The sequence below is a fragment of the Alcaligenes sp. Lyrl_28 genome, from assembly GCF_051948705.1.
Lineage (GTDB): Bacteria > Pseudomonadota > Gammaproteobacteria > Burkholderiales > Burkholderiaceae_B > Alcaligenes > Alcaligenes ammonioxydans.
Map to the genome: position 1 here is coordinate 34694 of NZ_JAYJLG010000004.1, position 16131 is coordinate 50824.

A 16131-nucleotide genomic window follows, 5' to 3' on the forward strand; every position below is an offset into this window, starting at 1 on the left:
CAAATGAACCACTCTTTACCCGCCGAGCTGATGCCTGTAGAACATCCTGATCCCTTAACAGACGCCGAGCTGCTCCATTTACAACAAACTGGCCCTCGACCCATTATTTTGGTGGGCATGATGGGGGCCGGTAAAACGACCATTGGCCGTCAATTGGCGCGGGAACTCAAACGCGAGTTTATGGACCTGGACCACGAGCTGGAAGCCCGAAGCGGGGTGCGAGTGTCCACTATCTTTGAGTTCGAAGGTGAGCAAGGGTTCCGCAAACGTGAATCTGCAGTGCTCGATATTTGTTCGCGCCAGAGCGGAATTGTGCTGGCAACGGGTGGTGGGGCTATTTTGTCCGAGGCCAATCGCCAGATCATCAAAGATCGCGGTATCGTAGTGTACTTGTGCGCCACGGTAGATGAACTGTACCGTCGCGTGGCCCGAGATCGTAACCGGCCACTGCTGCAAACGGCGGACCCTCGGGCTCGCATTCAGGAGTTGCTGCAGGCGCGCGAACCCCTCTATGAAGAAGTGGCCGACATCCGCTTTGAGACCGGCTCGGCGCCGGTGCATCATGCGGTGCGCCATTTATTGTCTCTGTTGAAAGAACGAGGTTGCTAAATGTCCGTAGTGCATGTTGACGCCCAGGGTGGCGCTTATCCCATCCATATCGCTGCCGGACGTCTGGCGCAGCTTGCAGACACCGTGCCCGCTGATACCTCCGCCATTGCAATTGTCACCAATCCTACCGTAGCGGCCTTGTATCTGGCGCCGGTCAAGGAAGCTCTGGTCACCACTGGCAAACCGGTTCACGTGATTGAACTGCCCGATGGCGAAGCTTACAAGACCTGGGAGTCCCTGAACCTGATTTTTGACGCACTGCTGGGCAGTCATCTGGATCGCAAAGCTCTGATCGTGGCATTGGGTGGCGGGGTTATTGGTGATATGGCCGGTTTTGCCGCAGCTTGCTTTATGCGGGGCGTGCGCTTTGTGCAGGTCCCCACGACCTTGCTGGCGCAGGTGGATTCTTCAGTCGGTGGCAAGACAGCCATCAACCATCCGCTGGGCAAGAATATGGTGGGCGCCTTCTACCAGCCCATCGCGGTGGAAATAGACACCGATGTACTCAGGACGCTACCCGCTCGCGAAATTTCCGCCGGTCTGGCTGAAGTCATCAAGTACGGCATGATTTACGATCTGGATTTCTTCAACTGGTGTGAGGAGCAGATCGCCGCCATGCGCCGTCTGGATCAGGAGCAGATTGCTCATGCGATCCGCCGCTCCTGCGAAGTGAAGGCCGAGGTGGTCTCGCAGGACGAACGCGAGTCTGGTCTGCGCGCTATCTTGAACTTTGGCCACACTTTTGGTCACGCAATTGAGTCCGGTATGGGCTATGGTCAATGGCTGCATGGTGAAGCCGTCGGCTGCGGCATGATCATGGCCGCTGAACTGTCCCATTTAGTTTGTGGCCTGCCGGCTCAGGATGTGGCCCGTATCAAGGCCCTGGTTCAAGCCAGCGGATGTCCGGTCACGCCACCACAATGGCCTGCGGACCGTTGGCTGGAGCTGATGCAGGTGGACAAGAAAAATGAAGGTGGCCAGTTGCGCTTTGTGCTGCTGGATAAATTAGCTCATGCCAAGGTTCAGGCGGTAGCGCCTGATGTGGTGCGCCAGGCCTTGGCCCGCTTTACAACGGTGGAACAGGAGTAAAACCCATGCAAATGCTTGCCGCTTATGCCTGTCACCCTGAACAGTCCCGCGGTCGGCGTTATGCAGAGGCAGCGCCCCAAGGCCGGAATGCCTTTCAGCGGGACCGCGACCGGATTATTCACTGCAATGCGTTTCGTTTGCTGGAATACAAGACCCAGGTTTTCATTAACCACGAAGGTGATTTGTTTCGGACACGTTTGACGCATAGTCTGGAAGTGGCCCAGCTGGCGCGGGCCATCGCCCGCAATCTGGGCTTGCACGAAGACCTGATTGAAGCGATCTCCCTCGCTCATGATCTGGGCCATACCCCTTTTGGCCATGCGGGTCAGGATACCTTGAATAGTTGCATGCAAAGCCTGCGGCCCGAGGCCGGGGGCTTTGAGCACAATCTGCAAAGCCTGCGGGTAGTGGACGAGCTCGAAGAGCGCTATGCCGCCTTCAATGGTCTGAACCTGTGCTTTGAAACCCGCGAAGGGATTTTGAAGCACTGCTCACTAAAACATGCGCGGGAATTGGGCGAGGTCGGCCAGCGCTTCATTGATCGCACCCAACCGTCGTTGGAAGCGCAAATGGCCAATCTGGCTGATGAAATTGCTTACAACAATCATGATATTGATGACGGTTTGCGCTCCGGCCTGATTCGTCTGGAGCAATTGCTGGAGCTGCGTCTGTTTCGTGATCATTACGAGCATGTGCAGACTCAGTACCCGGGCTTGAGTGGTCAGCGTCTGGTAGCTGAAATTATCCGTGGCATGATCAATACCCTGGTGGTCGATTTAACCGAAACCACGCGTGCCAGGCTGGAGGAGCACCGTCCTGATAGTGTGGAGGCGATTCGTCAGTTACCGCGCCTGGCTGGGTTCTCGCCGGAACTACGCGCTCAGGCTGATGAGCTCAAGCGGTTTTTGCATGCCAACTTATACCGTCATTACAAAGTGGTGCGCATGATGAGCAAGGCACAGAATATTGTGCGCGAACTGTTTCACGCTTTTTTGGATGATCCGCGCCTGCTGGCGGCCGAGCATCGTCGTGAAGACCCTATTGCCCAGGCCCGGGCCATCGCCGACTACATTGCGGGGATGACGGACCGCCATGCCATTCGCGAACATGACGCGATATTCAAGATGTAGGCCTGATAGATCGACCTCACCAGGAGGCACGGCCGTAGAAACCGCTTTAATGGCCCAGGATGCGGCGAATGAGCGGTCTTTAAGCCTGGATCTCTGGTGGTAGCGTCCTGCGAAGCAGGACCTTAGCGCTGCAACAAAGGCTTCAGATAGCGCCCGGTATGGCTTTGTTCACAGGCGGCAACCGTTTCCGGGGTGCCTTGCACCACAATCTGTCCACCGCCCTGGCCGCCTTCCGGCCCCATGTCCACAAGCCAGTCAGCGGTCTTGATGACATCCAGGTTGTGTTCAATGACAACCACGCTATTGCCAGACTCGACCAGCTTGTCCAACACGTCCAACAAGACGGCAATATCCTGAAAGTGCAGGCCGGTGGTCGGCTCGTCCAGCACGTACAAGGTTTGGCCGGTACTGCGTTTGGACAGCTCCAGTGACAATTTCACTCGTTGAGCCTCACCCCCGGACAGAGTGGTCGCGCTTTGACCCAGACGTATATAGGACAGCCCTACATCGATCAGAGTGCTTAGTTTGCGGGCCACTGCGGGGACCGCATCAAAATACTCCAGCGCCTGCTCAACGGTCAGATCCAGCACTTCGCTGATATTGCGACCCCGGTAGCGGATATCCAGGGTTTCGCGGTTGTAGCGACGGCCCTGGCAGACATCACAAGGCACGTAGACGTCGGGCAGAAAGTGCATCTCGACCTTGACCACGCCATCGCCCTGGCAAGCCTCGCAGCGACCGCCCTTGACGTTAAAAGAGAAGCGACCCGGGTCGTAGCCGCGCAGGCGAGCCTCGGGCACACTGGCAAACAGCTCGCGAATAGCGGTGAACATGCCGGTGTACGTGGCTGGGTTACTGCGCGGAGTACGGCCAATCGGTGTTTGGTCCACCGTGATGATCTTGTCGAAATGTTCCAGCCCTTCCATGCGGTCATAGGGGGCAGGTTCGGCGTGGGCGCGATGCAGCAGATGCGAGAAAGCCGTGGCCAGGGTGTCGTTGATGAGGGTGGATTTGCCGGAGCCGGATACCCCGGTAATGCAAACCAGCCGGCCTGCAGGAATCGCCAGATCCACCGATTTCAGATTATTGCCGCTGGCGCCGTACAAGCGCAGCCAGTTCAGGCTGTCATCCACTGGACGGCGTTTGGGAATGGCAATTTTCCGTTGCCCGGACAGGTACTGCCCGGTCATCGAGGCCGGGTTGCTGGCCAGCTCTGTGGGAGAGCCCTGAGCGGTGATCTGTCCGCCGTGTTCGCCTGCGCCCGGGCCCATATCAATGACGTAGTCGGCGCTGCGGATCATGTCCTCGTCGTGTTCGACCACAATCACGCTATTGCCCAGGTCCCGCAGGTGTTGCAGGGTCTGGATCAGCTTGTCGTTATCGCGCTGATGCAGGCCAATCGAGGGCTCATCCAAAACGTACATTACCCCGGTCAGGCCGGAGCCGATCTGGCTGGCCAGACGAATACGCTGCGCCTCGCCACCCGAGATGGTGTCGGCACTGCGGTCCAGAGACAGGTAGTTCAGACCCACATTGTTCAGAAACTCCAGCCGCAGGCGGATTTCACGCACGATACGGTCGGCAATCTCTTTTTTTGCCCCTGTTAACGAAAGGTGCTCGAACCAGGCCAGGCAGTCAGACAAAGCCAGGGCTTCGACTTCATAGATGGCCAGACCCTTGGCCTGTCCTTGAGTTGTGGCGCTTGCCTGTGCGCACTGCGCAGTATTTTCAGGCAATTTGTCGACGTTGCGGGCTGCTGGGCTGGCAGGCGCGGCGCCTGCCTGATGCTTGCATTCTGTGGGATGGTGAACCGGGTCGTCCCCAATACGGACGTGACGCGCTTCCAGACGCAGGCGTGCACCATGGCAGGCTGGGCAGGTCTGGGTGCGACGCAGCTTGTTCAGTTCCTCGCGCACAGCGCTGGAATCGGTTTCCGCCCAGCGACGTTGCAGATTGGGAATCACACCTTCAAAGGGGTGAGTTTTCACCGTGGTGCGACCTTTCTCGTTCAAATAGAGAAAAGGAATTTCCTCAGCGCCGGAGCCATACAGCACGGTGTGGCGCAGTTCGTCGGGCAGGGACTCGAAGGGTGCGTCGATATCAAAGTGATAATGGGCTGCCAGGCTGGTCAGCAGGGTATAGGTAAAGGCATTGCGTCTATCCCAGCCCGCTATCGCACCGCCGGCCAGGCTCAGTTCCGGGAAAGCGACAACGCGTTCCGGGTCGAACACATCGACTTGACCCAAACCGTTGCATTCCGGGCAGGCGCCGGCCGGATTGTTGAAGCTGAACAGGCGCGGTTCCAGCTCGGGCAGGGAGTAATCACAGACCGGGCAGGCGTAGTGGCTGGAATAGGGCTGTTCCCGACCGGTGTCCAGATTGACCACCAGGCAGCGCCCATTGCTGGTGGACAGGGCGGTTTCCAGGCTTTCTGCCAGACGTTGCTGGCTGTCGGGCCGGATACGCAGCCGGTCTATCACCAGGTCCAGATCATGAGCCTGCTCAGCATCGAGCGCCGGCAGATCTTCAATGCTGGAGATTTCCCCATCGACCCGTACCCGCACAAAGCCTTGGGCCTGCAAGCCACGCAGTTCCAGTTGCAAATCGCCTACCCGGGCGCGGTGCAGGGGAGCCAGCACAGCGATACGGGTTTCTGGTTCCCATTGCAGAATCTGGTCTACCATCTGGCTCACGCTATGGGCCTGCAGTGCCAGATGGTGGTCCGGGCAGTAAGGTGTGCCGACGCGCGCGTACAATAGGCGCAAATAATCGTGGATCTCGGTTGTGGTACCGACTGTCGAGCGCGGGTTATGGCCCGCCGCCTTTTGTTCGATGGCAATGGCCGGCGATAAGCCTTCGATCAGGTCGACATCGGGTTTGTCCATCAGTTGCAGAAACTGGCGTGCATAAGCGGACAGGCTTTCCACATAGCGCCGCTGGCCCTCGGCATACAAAGTGTCGAAGGCAAGAGAGGATTTCCCAGAACCGGACAGCCCCGTCAGCACGACCAACTGGTGGCGTGGCAGGTCTACGGAGACATTTTTCAGGTTGTGGGTACGGGCACCACGAATGCGGATGGCTTCCATCGCTTTATTTAGGCTTGTCAAAAGGCAACTTGCTACTATAGCGCGTTGCGTCAGAATTTATGTGAACGGGTAACGGGGCTCCTTGGCAGCCCAGTTGTGACAGAGTATTAAATGAGTACACATCAAACCATGAATACGGCCGGCTCGCGCCCAGCACGCCTGAGTCTGACCCGGCAGGAACGCAAGGCCAGCATCCTGCTTGCTTTGTTGTTTGCCTCTCGGATGCTGGGCCTGTTTTTGCTTACCCCCGTGTTCGCTGTTGCCGCGCACGCGTTGCCAGGCGGCAATGATGCCGCCCGCGTCGGCCTTGCTCTGGGGGCCTATGGCCTGACACAGGCCGTGTTGCAGATTCCCTTGGGCATGGCTTCGGACCGCTTTGGCCGTCGTCCGGTGATTGTCATTGGCATGGCGCTGTTTGTGATTGGCGGGGTGATCTCGGCCCTGGCGCAACATATCGACTGGGTGACAGTCGGGCGGTGTATCCAGGGTTTGGGGGCGGTTTCGGCCGCTATTTCCGCTTGGGTGGCTGACTCCACGCGCCCTGAGGTACGGACGCGTGCAATGGCCATGGTGGGCGGCTCGATTGGTCTGTCTTTTGCCGTATCGCTGGTTCTTTCCCCAGTTCTGGTGGGACAATTCGGACTGTCAGGCTTGTTCTGGGCGATCAGTTTGCTGGGTTTTGTCTGTCTGTTGATCGCGGCTTTTGCTGTGCCCAGCGCCCCTAAAGCGCCCGCTTCGATTGTGCGGGTCACGGCTGGGCAGGTCTTGCGTCATATGGATTTGTTACGCCTGAATTTTGGGGTGTTCTGTCTGCACTTTATCCTGATGTCTTTGTTCATCGTGGTGCCGGGTATTCTGGCTACCTTGGGCGGTTATGGAACGCAGGATTTATGGAAGGTGTACCTGCCCGTCATCCTGGTGTCCTTTGTACTGATGGTGCCGGCGGTGTTCTGGACCGAGACTCGCAAGCGCCATAAGCAAGCGTTGGAACTGGCTGTGTTGCTGTTGATCGTGGTACTGGCTGTCATGCCGTGGGCACGCGATGCGTTGGTGCCCATGGTGGCTGCATTGACCTTGTTTTTCATTGGTTTTAACGTGCTGGAAGCCTTGCAGCCGTCTTTGGTCTCGCGTGTGGCACCGCCCGAATATAAGGGCTTGGCGCTGGGTTTTTACAACACCTCTCAGTCCCTGGGCGTATTTGCAGGTGGGCTGGTTGGGGGCGTCCTGGCGGGTCGTGGGCAAATCCAATGGGTGTTGTGGACGGGTGCCGCCCTGGCCGTGCTCTGGCTACTGACGGCGCGTGGGTTCAAAGACAAATACTGAAAGGCGGTGTTGGTTACGCCTGTGCAATAAGCTGGCGGGCAGGCGCCTGTAAGGTGACCGGATGGGCCCAGGTAGCAAGAGCTGGGCATGGCTGCGACAGGGTTGGGCTGCAGAGCCTGACAGGCCTTTCAAGGTGTCGTACGGGGATGGTCGGCATGGGCAAAACAGTCTCGCCGGCAGCCGCGTGGGAGTGTTAATTAAGGCACGAATCCACGATAATACGGCTTGATATTGAAATTTTGACTACAGGATTTTTTCATGGCATCGGTAAATAAAGTCATTCTGGTGGGCAATCTTGGCCGTGACCCAGAAGTACGCTACAGCGCGGAAGGTTCGGCCATCTGCAATATTTCCATTGCCACGACTTCGCAGTGGAAAGACCGTACCTCCGGCGAACGCCGCGAGGAAACGGAATGGCACCGCGTGGTGTTCTACAACCGCCTGGCTGAAATTGCCGGTGAGTACCTTCGCAAAGGCCGTCCCGTCTACGTGGAAGGTCGTCTGCGTACCCGTAAATGGACGGGTCAGGACGGACAGGAACGCTTCACGACTGAAATCATTGCCGAGCAAATGCAAATGCTGGGTGGTCGTGATAGTGGCGGCGAGATGGGTGGTGGCAGCATGGGCGGTGGCGAATATGGCGGTGGTGCGCCGGCTCCTCAGCGCGCTCAGCGTCCTGCTCCTGCGCAGCAGGCACCGCAACAGGCCCCCCGCAACCCCGCACCCATGTCGGATAATCTGGCCGATATGGATGACGACATTCCGTTCTAATTCTCAGCAGCCTTCAGGCTCAGAAACCCTGGTTAGCAGCGTGCGGGCCAGGGTTTTTTTGTGGGTCGTCGTCGACGAGGTCGACGGTTCGCAATGAGGCAGGGCCCCGTTTGACGCCCTGGCTGCGCAGTCCCGACTCGCGTGGCGAAAACCAGTGAGCCGTTGAGGGTAGGTAGCTAGCTCCAACCCGTTGGGCGGCACGGTGGGCAGAACCCGAGTCTGCGTTTGCTGCATCGTCTCAGGCGGCGTTTTAAAAGTGTCCTTGGGCAGAGCGCCGTAGGGCGATCAGACCAGCTCCCGTCAAGACGGCAAAGAGTGCGCCAGCGGCAAATGTCCCCTGAAAGCCGATGGAGTCCCACAGCAGGCCCGCAATCACACTGGCCAGCAGCAGTGCAATGCCGGTTAGCAGGTGGAACAGGCCAAAGGCAGTGCCGCGTAGTTCGGCGGGGGCGCTGTCAGCGATCAGTACATTGAACAGGCCCTGAGTAAATCCCATGTGCAGCCCCCACAGCGCTACCCCTAAACCGAGGCCAAACAGGCCGGGGACGAAGGCTAGAATCAGGTCTGCTGCAATCAGCAAGGCCACGCCGATCAGGAGCAGATCGGTTTTACGCATGCGGTCGGACAGGACACCGGCAGGGTAGGCAGACAGCGAGAAGGCCACACTCATCAGGACCAGCACGGCTGGGGCCCACATGGGTGGCAGTCCGCTGGATTCGCCGCGCAGAATCAGGAAGGCTTCGCTAAAACGGGCCAGGGTAAAGGCCAGACCAATCACGATTACCCACCAGTAACGGGAGCCCAGGCGGCCTAACTCTTGCCGGTTCAGCGGCAGTGTGCGGGGGCGGTTTGTGGCGGGTAGTTTGGGTTCGCGTACAAAGAACACCAAAATAGCAAGGGCCGTAAAGGCGGGCAGGACTGCGACCCAGAAGATTAGCTGGTAGTTATTGGCCGTCCACCACATCAGTCCGATTGCCAGTAAAGGGCCGATAAATGCGCCAATGGTATCGAGCGTTTGCCGTAGGCCATAGGCTGCGCCGCGCAGTTCGGGTGGAGTGACATCGGCAACCAGAGCGTCGCGGGGGGCGCCGCGTATGCCTTTGCCAATGCGATCGACAAAACGGGCGCCGACCAGCCAGTCCAAGGAGTTCGCCAGGGGGAAAATCGGTTTGGTCAGGGCAGCCAGGCCATAGCCAATGACGGCCAGCAGCTTGCGCTTGCCAAAACGGTCGCTGAGGGCGCCGGAAAACACTTTCATGATGGAGGCTGTGGCTTCGGCAATACCTTCGATCAGGCCCACTGCCAGTACCGAGGTGCCAAGGACCGTAACCATGTAGATAGGCAGCAGGGCATGGATCAGCTCGGAGGAAATGTCCATGAACATGGACACGAAACCCAGCGCCCAGACGCTACGGTGAATGTTGGCTCGGGAGGCGAGGGCCTGGGCAGGCATGGGATCAGCGGTTTTCTTCATGGGCGTCGTAGACCATTTGGGCATAGGCTCCCAGTCGGGCCCTGCACGCTTGCAGACGCTCTTGAGCAATCTGTGCCAGGGGAGCGCCATAAAAATCCAGTTTCTGGATTTTTTCGTACCAGCTCTCCAGTTTCTTCAGGTCGGTTTCCTCTTCGTCGAGCTCGGCATAGGTGAATTTCTGAATCGATATTTCCTTGTCGATCTCGGCTTCGAAGTCCCGGCAGCGACCCAGCAGTTCCTGGTATTGATCGTTGCGCTCGTGCGTGAAGCGGGCGATCACTTTATCCTCCTGGGCTTTGTCCAGGGCAACCGTCTCTAGCAGGACACACTCGCCTTGCATGGTCGCGATGTCATTTTCCAGCACTTTCAGGCGACGCACATGCTCATCCGTTTTGGGCAGGACGCACACACCGTTTTGCAGATAAACCGCCCCCAGGCTTTTCAAGCGTCGCCACAGTGCCAGACGTTTGGCACTGGGTTCCGCAGGGACTTTGTAAGTCAGTAGTATCCAGCTTCTTGAAGTCATTGTCCGCAATAAAAGTAACGGTCGATTCATATTAATAGAATCCATTGATTCTTAAAATAGGCATCGGCCTTATCTGGCCTACGAGGCCAAGGGACGCTTCCACCCTGAAAACAGCGTGCGCCTGTATCCAAGTGTTTGGTCTTGTATCTCGGCTTGAACACAATGAGGGCGTGTTCCGGCCTCTTGTGCCGGCACCCCATGTCCTGGCTAAGCCGCATGGCTCGTCAGTTTTCCGTGTTTTAGGGGTGAGTGCTTGCCAGCCCTGCTGCGTAAATCTGCCTGTGTGTCGGCTGACGCCTGCCGCCGTTTTCAGCTTTTCAAGCGCGAGAGCAGTCGCTACTATGAAACAGCCTATCCACTTTGTTCAGTTTCTTGCACGACCGGTCTCAACCACAAGCAGCGTGCAGACTTCAAACCCAGGCTTAGGTAACGTGCTTGTTCTTAACGCAAGCTCTGGTTGGTTCTGAAGTCCGTGTGTTCGTTTCCGGTTGTTGCGTGATACGGCGCCGCGCGTTCGCGGTGGGAATCAATACGGAGGAATGCAATGAGTAAGCATAAAGTTGTGACACCAAACCACGGTCCCTTTGATGTTGCCGCTATTCGCGCGGCTGCCAAGAAGTTTGTGGACGATGGGGCGGTGGCGTCCGGCTATAAGGGCAATCGCGAAGAAATCATTCAGATGCTCAATGAAGCTCTGGCCACCGAGCTAGTCTGTGTGATGCGCTACAAGCGCCACTATTTCACCGCCACCGGTTTGAACAATGAACCTATCAAAGCCGAGTTTCTGGAGCATGCCCAGCAAGAAGCCGAGCATGCCGACCGTATTGCCGAGCGGATCGTACAACTGAACGGCGAGCCAGACTTCAATCCTCAGAATCTGGTTGAACGCAGCCACGCGGAATATGACGACAGCAGTGATATTAAATCCATGATCCGTGCCAATCTGATTGCCGAGCGTATTGCCATTGAGTCCTACCGGCAGATGATTGAACGTATCGGCGACACCGACCCCACGACCCGCCAGATGCTGATTGAGATTATGGCTGTTGAGGAAGAACACGCAGATGATATGGGAGATCTGCTGGACATTTAACTGAGCTGATCATAGCCCAGCCAACCCCGGTCATTGCCGGGGTTTTTATTGTCTGATTCTGAAAAAGCAGGGCAGCGATGGGGCGAGTGGCGAGCCATGGCCGGGGAGGTGGGCACCGTCGTGACGAAGCCCCTGTGCAAGGCCAGCCTGGCACCCCGTGTGACTCAAGAGTAGGGCGTGCAGGCTGCCCACGGCACGCGCGCTGCGACTTTCAACAGTCAAATCAATGCGGACGCTGGGGCACGCGTCTTTCAGGGTCGACGAACCCTGTGCACGGGCTCAGGTCCAGCGCTGGAGGTGGAGCACGCCGACTTGATCGATCAGGGTTTCTCGCCGCTTTGGGCGTCCTGATACGCTTTGGCCGCATTATGGACATGCTGGGTGGCCAGCAGGTTGGCCAGATCACTATTGCCGGCTACGACGGCATTCAGAATCTGAGCGTGATCTTCCCAGTTTTGGCGGATGCGTTGCAAATTGCTGGGCGCAAAGAGCAATGCGGTGCGATCACGCAAGGAGCGCATCAGTTCGGTTAGCACGATATTGCCCGACATGGTGGCCAGGGTTTCATGAAATTGCCGGTTCAGGGATTTGAGCAAGTCCAGATTGCCAGCGTCCATCGCGTCGTGGCCTTGGGTCAGAATAGCTTGCAGCTTCTCGATATTGGCGGGATCGCGACGCTGGGCAGCCAGCTTTGCGTTGAGGCCTTCCAAGGTGGCGCGTACTTCAGCCATGTTGTAGGCGATCTCTGCCGACAGCACGGCCACCGAGGCACCACGGCGTGGCTCAATAGTGACCAGCCCTTCTGAGGCCAGCTCACGCAGGGCTTCTCGTACCGGTATGCGCGAGACGCCCAGCTCGGTAGCCAGCTTGCCCTCCACCAGTCGGTCACCGGGGTGAAATTCGCCACTCAGAATGCGTTCGCGTAATTGATCACGGATGACGGCAAACAATGACGCATGCTGATCACCCAGACGACGGTTGTCTGAGCCGGTCAAGGAATGAGGAAGGCTGAAGCTGGGGATATTCATGGTACGACCTGTGCAATCGGGCAAAAGGGCCAGGCATGATTATACGGCGTGAGCGTGCTTTTCTGAATATGGTATACAGTTTGGCCCCTAAGCAATCAATTCCATAAAGTCCGTGCAATCAACGCGAGTGCGCTGAGCGAGCAGATGCCCAACAGCAGCCTGCGCATCAAGCTCAGGCTGACTTTATGGCGTAGCTGTCCTGACAACGCAAAGCCCAGCAGCATGAACGGATACAGCACGATGCTGAGCATGGCCTGCTGCAGGGTGAACAGGCCTGCCAGAATAAGCAGTAGCAGTGACAGGCTGGCGCCTAAAAATAAAATCAGACCCAGAGAAGCGCGTAGCTGTGCAGGAGCCAGATTTTGCATGGCCATGGCCAGGGCAGGGGCGCCCACCGAGGTCAGTGTGCCCATGATGCCCGATGCAATGCCGGCCAGAATCATGTTGCGCAGGGAGGGCAGGATGCGCAGGCCCCAGGCGCTCAGTGCGACGGCGGCCAGGATAGCGACCGCAAAACCCAGGTTAACGGCTTCCAGAGGCAGCTGTGTCATGCCCAGTACTGCGATGACCGAACCCACAGCACGTCCCCCTAGCGCGCAGGTCACGACATGCGGCACGATATAGGTGCGCTCTCGCAGCGCGGCCAGCAAGGAGACACTGCCACCCAGAGCCAGTAAGGGGCCAGGAACCAGTTGCGGGAAGATCAGTGCTGCAATGGGGGCCACCAGCATGGCAAAGCCAATCCCGCCTACTCCTTGCAGAAAAGCGGCCAGAACCACCAGACACGCCATCAGCAACCAGGATAGCGGGTCCACAAGATCGATTAAAGCCGCCATGCCCATCCTTTTATTTGTATAAGGTATTCAATCCGGAAGTTTTACTCTTCAAACTCTCAGAGTTTTCCCCAATTTCCGGTAGATTTTTCTGATATGAAATAAAGATTGAAGATAGTATACCGTTTCAGGTGTGCTCGATAGTCAGAAAAAAGAGAAGGAAAGGGGGATACATGCAAAGCGACGTGGTGCTCAGTGCGGCGCACTGGGCTTATTTGATCAGCGTTCTGGTGATCATCATTACGATGATCTTCCGGGCCAACGTGGTGGTGCCATCCGTGATTGGCACCTTGGCCGTTGTTACCGCCATAACAGGCAGCCCGATTCAGGGCTTCATCAGCATTTTTTCAGCCAGTTTTGTGGCGGCCCAGGAACTGTTCAATATTTTCCTGGTAATTACCTTCATGACGGCGCTGCTCAATTCCTTGAAGCGCCTGGAAGCCGATGTAAAGATGGTGGCCCCCTTTCGTAAGGTCATGGTCAATAGTGGATCGTCGTTTTTGATGATTGCGGCGGCTACCTATTTCATTTCCTTGTTTTTCTGGCCTACACCTGCGGTGCCACTGGTCTCGGCCATCCTGCTTCCCGCTGCCATCGCCGCAGGCCTGCCGCCCCTGGTAGGGGCCATGGCCATTGCCATTTGCGGGCAGGGTATGGCCTTGTCGTCAGATTACATTATCGGCGTGGCTCCCGGTATCAGCGCCAAGGCGGCCGGTGTCGGTGCGGATGTGGCTGTCCTGGCAGATCGTGCGCTGGTCTTGTCCTGGATTACGGGTGGGGTCGCCCTGAGTCTGGCGTTTTTGCTGATGCGGCGTCATTTCAAACCGGCAGACAGCCGTTTGCTGGATGCCTGGATGCGACAGGCCCCGGACAGTACCTTGGATGAGGTCGAGTCCCAAGGAACGTATGACAAGGCAGAGATTGCCCGTGGCACCGCCGGGAATGAGCATACGGTGCATGTGGGGCTGACAGCCAAGGAAGAGCGTTATTCGCGCATCCTCGCCTGGGCCACGCCGCTGGCCTTTCTGGGTGTCATTGGCATCATGCTTTTGCCGCGCTTTATTCCATCCCTGCCGGTGCTGCGGGGCGGGGATGCTGCCGGTCTGGTGGGTGGCGTGGCCTTTGTGCTGATGATGATTGCCACCTGTATGGCCGAAGGCCCGCGACGTATGCTGGATACCTGCCCGGATCATATGACCGATGGTTTTGTGTTCGCGTTTCGCGCCATGGGTTCGGTCTTGCCCATTGCCGGCTTCTTCTTTCTGGGGGCTAGTGAAGCAACGTCCGCTATTTTGGGTACGCCGCTGGATCAGACGCCCAGCTTGCTGTTCGAGCTGATTTCAGCCGGTCAGCACCTGATTCCGGACAATCATTTCCTGGTGGCTTTTGGTGTGCTGCTGGTCGGTATGATCTCGGGCATTGATGGTTCGGGCTTTTCGGGCTTGCCTTTGACCGGCACCCTGGCCTCGGCTTTGAGCCCGGTCTCCGGCCTGGAAGTGGAAACCTTGGCTGCAGTAGGACAGATCGGCGCTATCTGGACGGGAGGAGGCACTCTGATTGCCTGGTCGTCATTGATTGCCGTGGCGGGTTTCGCCCGTGTACACATTCTGGATCTGGTGCGCGCGTTGACGATACCCGTGCTAAGTGGGATGGCGCTCTCGACGATCTGCGCAGTGCTGATATTTGGATGAGCGATATGGAGACGACAGCCTATCGTGCGGGCGAAAAGCAAGGACTGGGACAGCAGTGGGCGGTGGCGGCGGGTCATCCTCTGGCTGTACGGGCAGCGCAGCGCATGCTGGAGCTCAAGGGCACTGCGGTCGATGCCGCGATTGCTGCCGATGCCGTGATGGGGGTGGTCGAACCCATGGCCACGGGTATAGGGGGCGATCTGTTGGCCATGATTGCGCCGCCAGACAGTACGCCTGTGGCCTATAACGGCAGCGGAGCAGCCCCTTTGCTGCTGACGGCTCAGCAGGTTCAGGCCTTGCCAGGAGAACGTATTCCCGAGCGCCATGTCTTGTCGATCACCACGCCGGGACTGGTGCGGGGTTGGTGGGATATGCATCAGCGTTATGGGCGCCTGGCTTGGGCAAGCCTGTTCCAGCCGGCTATCGAGGCTGCGCGGGAGGGTTTTGCCGTGGCGCCCGTGGCAGCCCGGGAATGGCACATCTTTGACTTTGTTCTACACCGTGATCCGGCCTGTGCCGCCTTATATCGTGCTGGCAATCCCCCCAAGGCGGGTGAGCGCTATGTGAATCCCGAGTTGGCGCTTGTGCTCCAAGAGATTGCCGAGCAGGGGCCAGATGCTTTTTATCTGGGGCGTCCCGCCCAGCAGGCGGAACGGGCCATGAAGCAGGTACAGGGCTTATTGCGTGCCCAGGACTTTCAGCGGCATCAGGGCTTTTTCTGTGAACCGGTGAGCACGGCTCTTGGTGACTTCAGCCTTTTTGAGTGTCCTCCCAATACACATGGCGTCGCCGTGCTGGAGGCGGTTCAGGCTGCCTGGCATCGGCCGGCCGACGAGGCGGCTGCTGAACTGGCGCTGGTTCAAGCCACTGAAGCGGCCATGGCTCAGGCTTCCCGGGTGGTGTGCGATCCGGCAGGCAACACCGTCTGCACGGTAGTGGTGGATGGACAGGGTCTGGCGGTCACGTTCATGTCCAGTATTTTCAAACGGTTTGGCTCGGGCTATGCGGTGCCCGGTTGTGGATTTGTGTTGCAAAACCGGGGGTTCGGGTTTTCCGGGCCGGGGCATGTCAATGGGCCAGGGCCAGGAAAACGGCCTTATCACACCGTCGTGCCTTCCGTAGCTTTGCGCTCCGGCCGCTTTCATATGGGCTTGGGTGTGGTGGGCGGTTTGATGCAGCCGCAGGGCCAGATCCAGATCTGGACACGTGTGCTGCGCGACGGCTGGCCGCTAGAGCGCGCTTTGTTTGCCCCACGCTGGCGTCTGGAGGCAGCGGGCAGACTGGCTTTGGAAGAGGGGTTTGATGCACATTGCGCCGCTTTCTTGCGTGGTTCGGCGTATGGACCGCCTGATAAGGGAGTCGGCGAGCTGGCAGGTCGCAGCGATTTCGGTGGCGCCCAGGCGGTCGAACGTTTGGCGGACGGCCGTTTGAAGGCCGTTTCCGATCCGCGCAAAGATGGTTGTGTCGCGCTGGGCTGA

Annotated in this window: 13 protein-coding genes; 8 read left to right on the top strand and 5 right to left on the bottom strand. The window is 58.1% G+C overall.

Going from position 1 to position 16131, the window contains the following annotated elements:
* The first annotated feature begins 3 nt into the window (after positions 1-3).
* The 3 genes from VF694_RS10790 to VF694_RS10800 are packed head-to-tail and all read left to right on the top strand — an operon-like array spanning position 4 to position 2828.
* Positions 4-609, top strand: a complete 606-nt coding sequence (locus VF694_RS10790; RefSeq protein WP_003805300.1) for a shikimate kinase — start codon at positions 4-6, stop codon at positions 607-609.
* A complete protein-coding gene (aroB, locus tag VF694_RS10795) occupies positions 610-1698 on the top strand; it encodes a 3-dehydroquinate synthase (RefSeq protein ID WP_440164340.1) in 1089 nt (362 codons plus the stop codon).
* A 5-nt stretch (positions 1699-1703) separates the two neighbouring features.
* Positions 1704-2828 (top strand): deoxyguanosinetriphosphate triphosphohydrolase, encoded by a 1125-nt coding sequence (locus tag VF694_RS10800; protein ID WP_059318073.1) that lies wholly within the window; start codon positions 1704-1706, stop codon positions 2826-2828.
* A 122-nt stretch (positions 2829-2950) separates the two neighbouring features.
* Here VF694_RS10800 and uvrA read toward each other — a convergent pair whose 3' ends face one another.
* Entirely contained in the window at positions 2951-5914 is a 2964-nt protein-coding gene (uvrA, locus tag VF694_RS10805; RefSeq protein WP_003805294.1) for an excinuclease ABC subunit UvrA, read from the bottom strand.
* Between the two features lie 111 nt (positions 5915-6025).
* On the opposite strand from uvrA, the gene VF694_RS10810 reads away from it, so the two are divergent.
* Positions 6026-7237 (top strand): MFS transporter, encoded by a 1212-nt coding sequence (locus VF694_RS10810; protein ID WP_003805292.1) that lies wholly within the window; start codon positions 6026-6028, stop codon positions 7235-7237.
* A 258-nt stretch (positions 7238-7495) separates the two neighbouring features.
* Positions 7496-8008, top strand: coding sequence for a single-stranded DNA-binding protein (gene ssb, locus VF694_RS10815; RefSeq protein ID WP_003805289.1), 513 nt, complete (start codon positions 7496-7498; stop codon positions 8006-8008).
* A gap of 250 nt (positions 8009-8258) precedes the next feature.
* On the opposite strand, the gene VF694_RS10820 is transcribed toward ssb, so the two are convergent.
* Positions 8259-9482 carry an MFS transporter gene (locus VF694_RS10820; RefSeq protein ID WP_003805288.1) on the bottom strand — a complete coding sequence of 408 codons (1224 nt, stop codon included), beginning with the start codon at positions 9480-9482 and terminating at the stop codon, positions 8259-8261.
* A complete protein-coding gene (locus VF694_RS10825; protein ID WP_440164342.1) occupies positions 9466-10008 on the bottom strand; it encodes a Chromate resistance protein ChrB in 543 nt (180 codons plus the stop codon). The genes VF694_RS10820 and VF694_RS10825 overlap by 17 nt, the downstream gene beginning before the upstream one ends.
* A 544-nt stretch (positions 10009-10552) precedes the next feature.
* Here VF694_RS10825 and VF694_RS10830 point away from each other — a divergent pair.
* On the top strand, positions 10553-11101 hold the full coding sequence (locus VF694_RS10830; RefSeq protein ID WP_003805282.1) for a ferritin-like domain-containing protein: 549 nt from the start codon (positions 10553-10555) through the stop codon (positions 11099-11101).
* A 320-nt stretch (positions 11102-11421) separates the two neighbouring features.
* On the opposite strand, the gene VF694_RS10835 is transcribed toward VF694_RS10830, so the two are convergent.
* Positions 11422-12129 (bottom strand): GntR family transcriptional regulator, encoded by a 708-nt coding sequence (locus VF694_RS10835; RefSeq protein ID WP_440164343.1) that lies wholly within the window; start codon positions 12127-12129, stop codon positions 11422-11424.
* Between the two features lie 95 nt (positions 12130-12224).
* A complete protein-coding gene (locus VF694_RS10840; RefSeq protein ID WP_059318078.1) occupies positions 12225-12965 on the bottom strand; it encodes a TSUP family transporter in 741 nt (246 codons plus the stop codon).
* A gap of 170 nt (positions 12966-13135) precedes the next feature.
* On the opposite strand from VF694_RS10840, the gene VF694_RS10845 reads away from it, so the two are divergent.
* Entirely contained in the window at positions 13136-14653 is a 1518-nt protein-coding gene (locus VF694_RS10845) for a hypothetical protein (RefSeq protein WP_003805276.1), read from the top strand.
* The gene (locus VF694_RS10850) at positions 14650-16131 is read left to right on the top strand and encodes a gamma-glutamyltransferase family protein (RefSeq protein ID WP_440164345.1); all 1482 of its coding nucleotides are present in this window, start codon (positions 14650-14652) and stop codon (positions 16129-16131) included. Before VF694_RS10845 ends, VF694_RS10850 begins: the two co-directional genes overlap by 4 nt.

What these genes read in the sequence shown, in the direction of transcription:
- uvrA (WP_003805294.1), bottom strand. Translation starts at nt 5,914, where the DNA reads ATGGAAGCCATCCGCATTCGTGGTGCCCGTACCCACAACCTGAAAAAT.
- VF694_RS10790 (WP_003805300.1), top strand. Translation starts at nt 4, where the DNA reads ATGAACCACTCTTTACCCGCCGAGCTGATGCCTGTAGAACATCCTGAT.
- VF694_RS10820 (WP_003805288.1), bottom strand. Translation starts at nt 9,482, where the DNA reads ATGAAGAAAACCGCTGATCCCATGCCTGCCCAGGCCCTCGCCTCCCGA.
- VF694_RS10845 (WP_003805276.1), top strand. Translation starts at nt 13,136, where the DNA reads ATGCAAAGCGACGTGGTGCTCAGTGCGGCGCACTGGGCTTATTTGATC.
- VF694_RS10810 (WP_003805292.1), top strand. Translation starts at nt 6,026, where the DNA reads ATGAGTACACATCAAACCATGAATACGGCCGGCTCGCGCCCAGCACGC.
- aroB (WP_440164340.1), top strand. Translation starts at nt 610, where the DNA reads ATGTCCGTAGTGCATGTTGACGCCCAGGGTGGCGCTTATCCCATCCAT.
- VF694_RS10850 (WP_440164345.1), top strand. Translation starts at nt 14,650, where the DNA reads ATGAGCGATATGGAGACGACAGCCTATCGTGCGGGCGAAAAGCAAGGA.
- VF694_RS10835 (WP_440164343.1), bottom strand. Translation starts at nt 12,129, where the DNA reads ATGAATATCCCCAGCTTCAGCCTTCCTCATTCCTTGACCGGCTCAGAC.
- VF694_RS10800 (WP_059318073.1), top strand. Translation starts at nt 1,704, where the DNA reads ATGCAAATGCTTGCCGCTTATGCCTGTCACCCTGAACAGTCCCGCGGT.
- ssb (WP_003805289.1), top strand. Translation starts at nt 7,496, where the DNA reads ATGGCATCGGTAAATAAAGTCATTCTGGTGGGCAATCTTGGCCGTGAC.
- VF694_RS10840 (WP_059318078.1), bottom strand. Translation starts at nt 12,965, where the DNA reads ATGGCGGCTTTAATCGATCTTGTGGACCCGCTATCCTGGTTGCTGATG.
- VF694_RS10830 (WP_003805282.1), top strand. Translation starts at nt 10,553, where the DNA reads ATGAGTAAGCATAAAGTTGTGACACCAAACCACGGTCCCTTTGATGTT.
- VF694_RS10825 (WP_440164342.1), bottom strand. Translation starts at nt 10,008, where the DNA reads ATGACTTCAAGAAGCTGGATACTACTGACTTACAAAGTCCCTGCGGAA.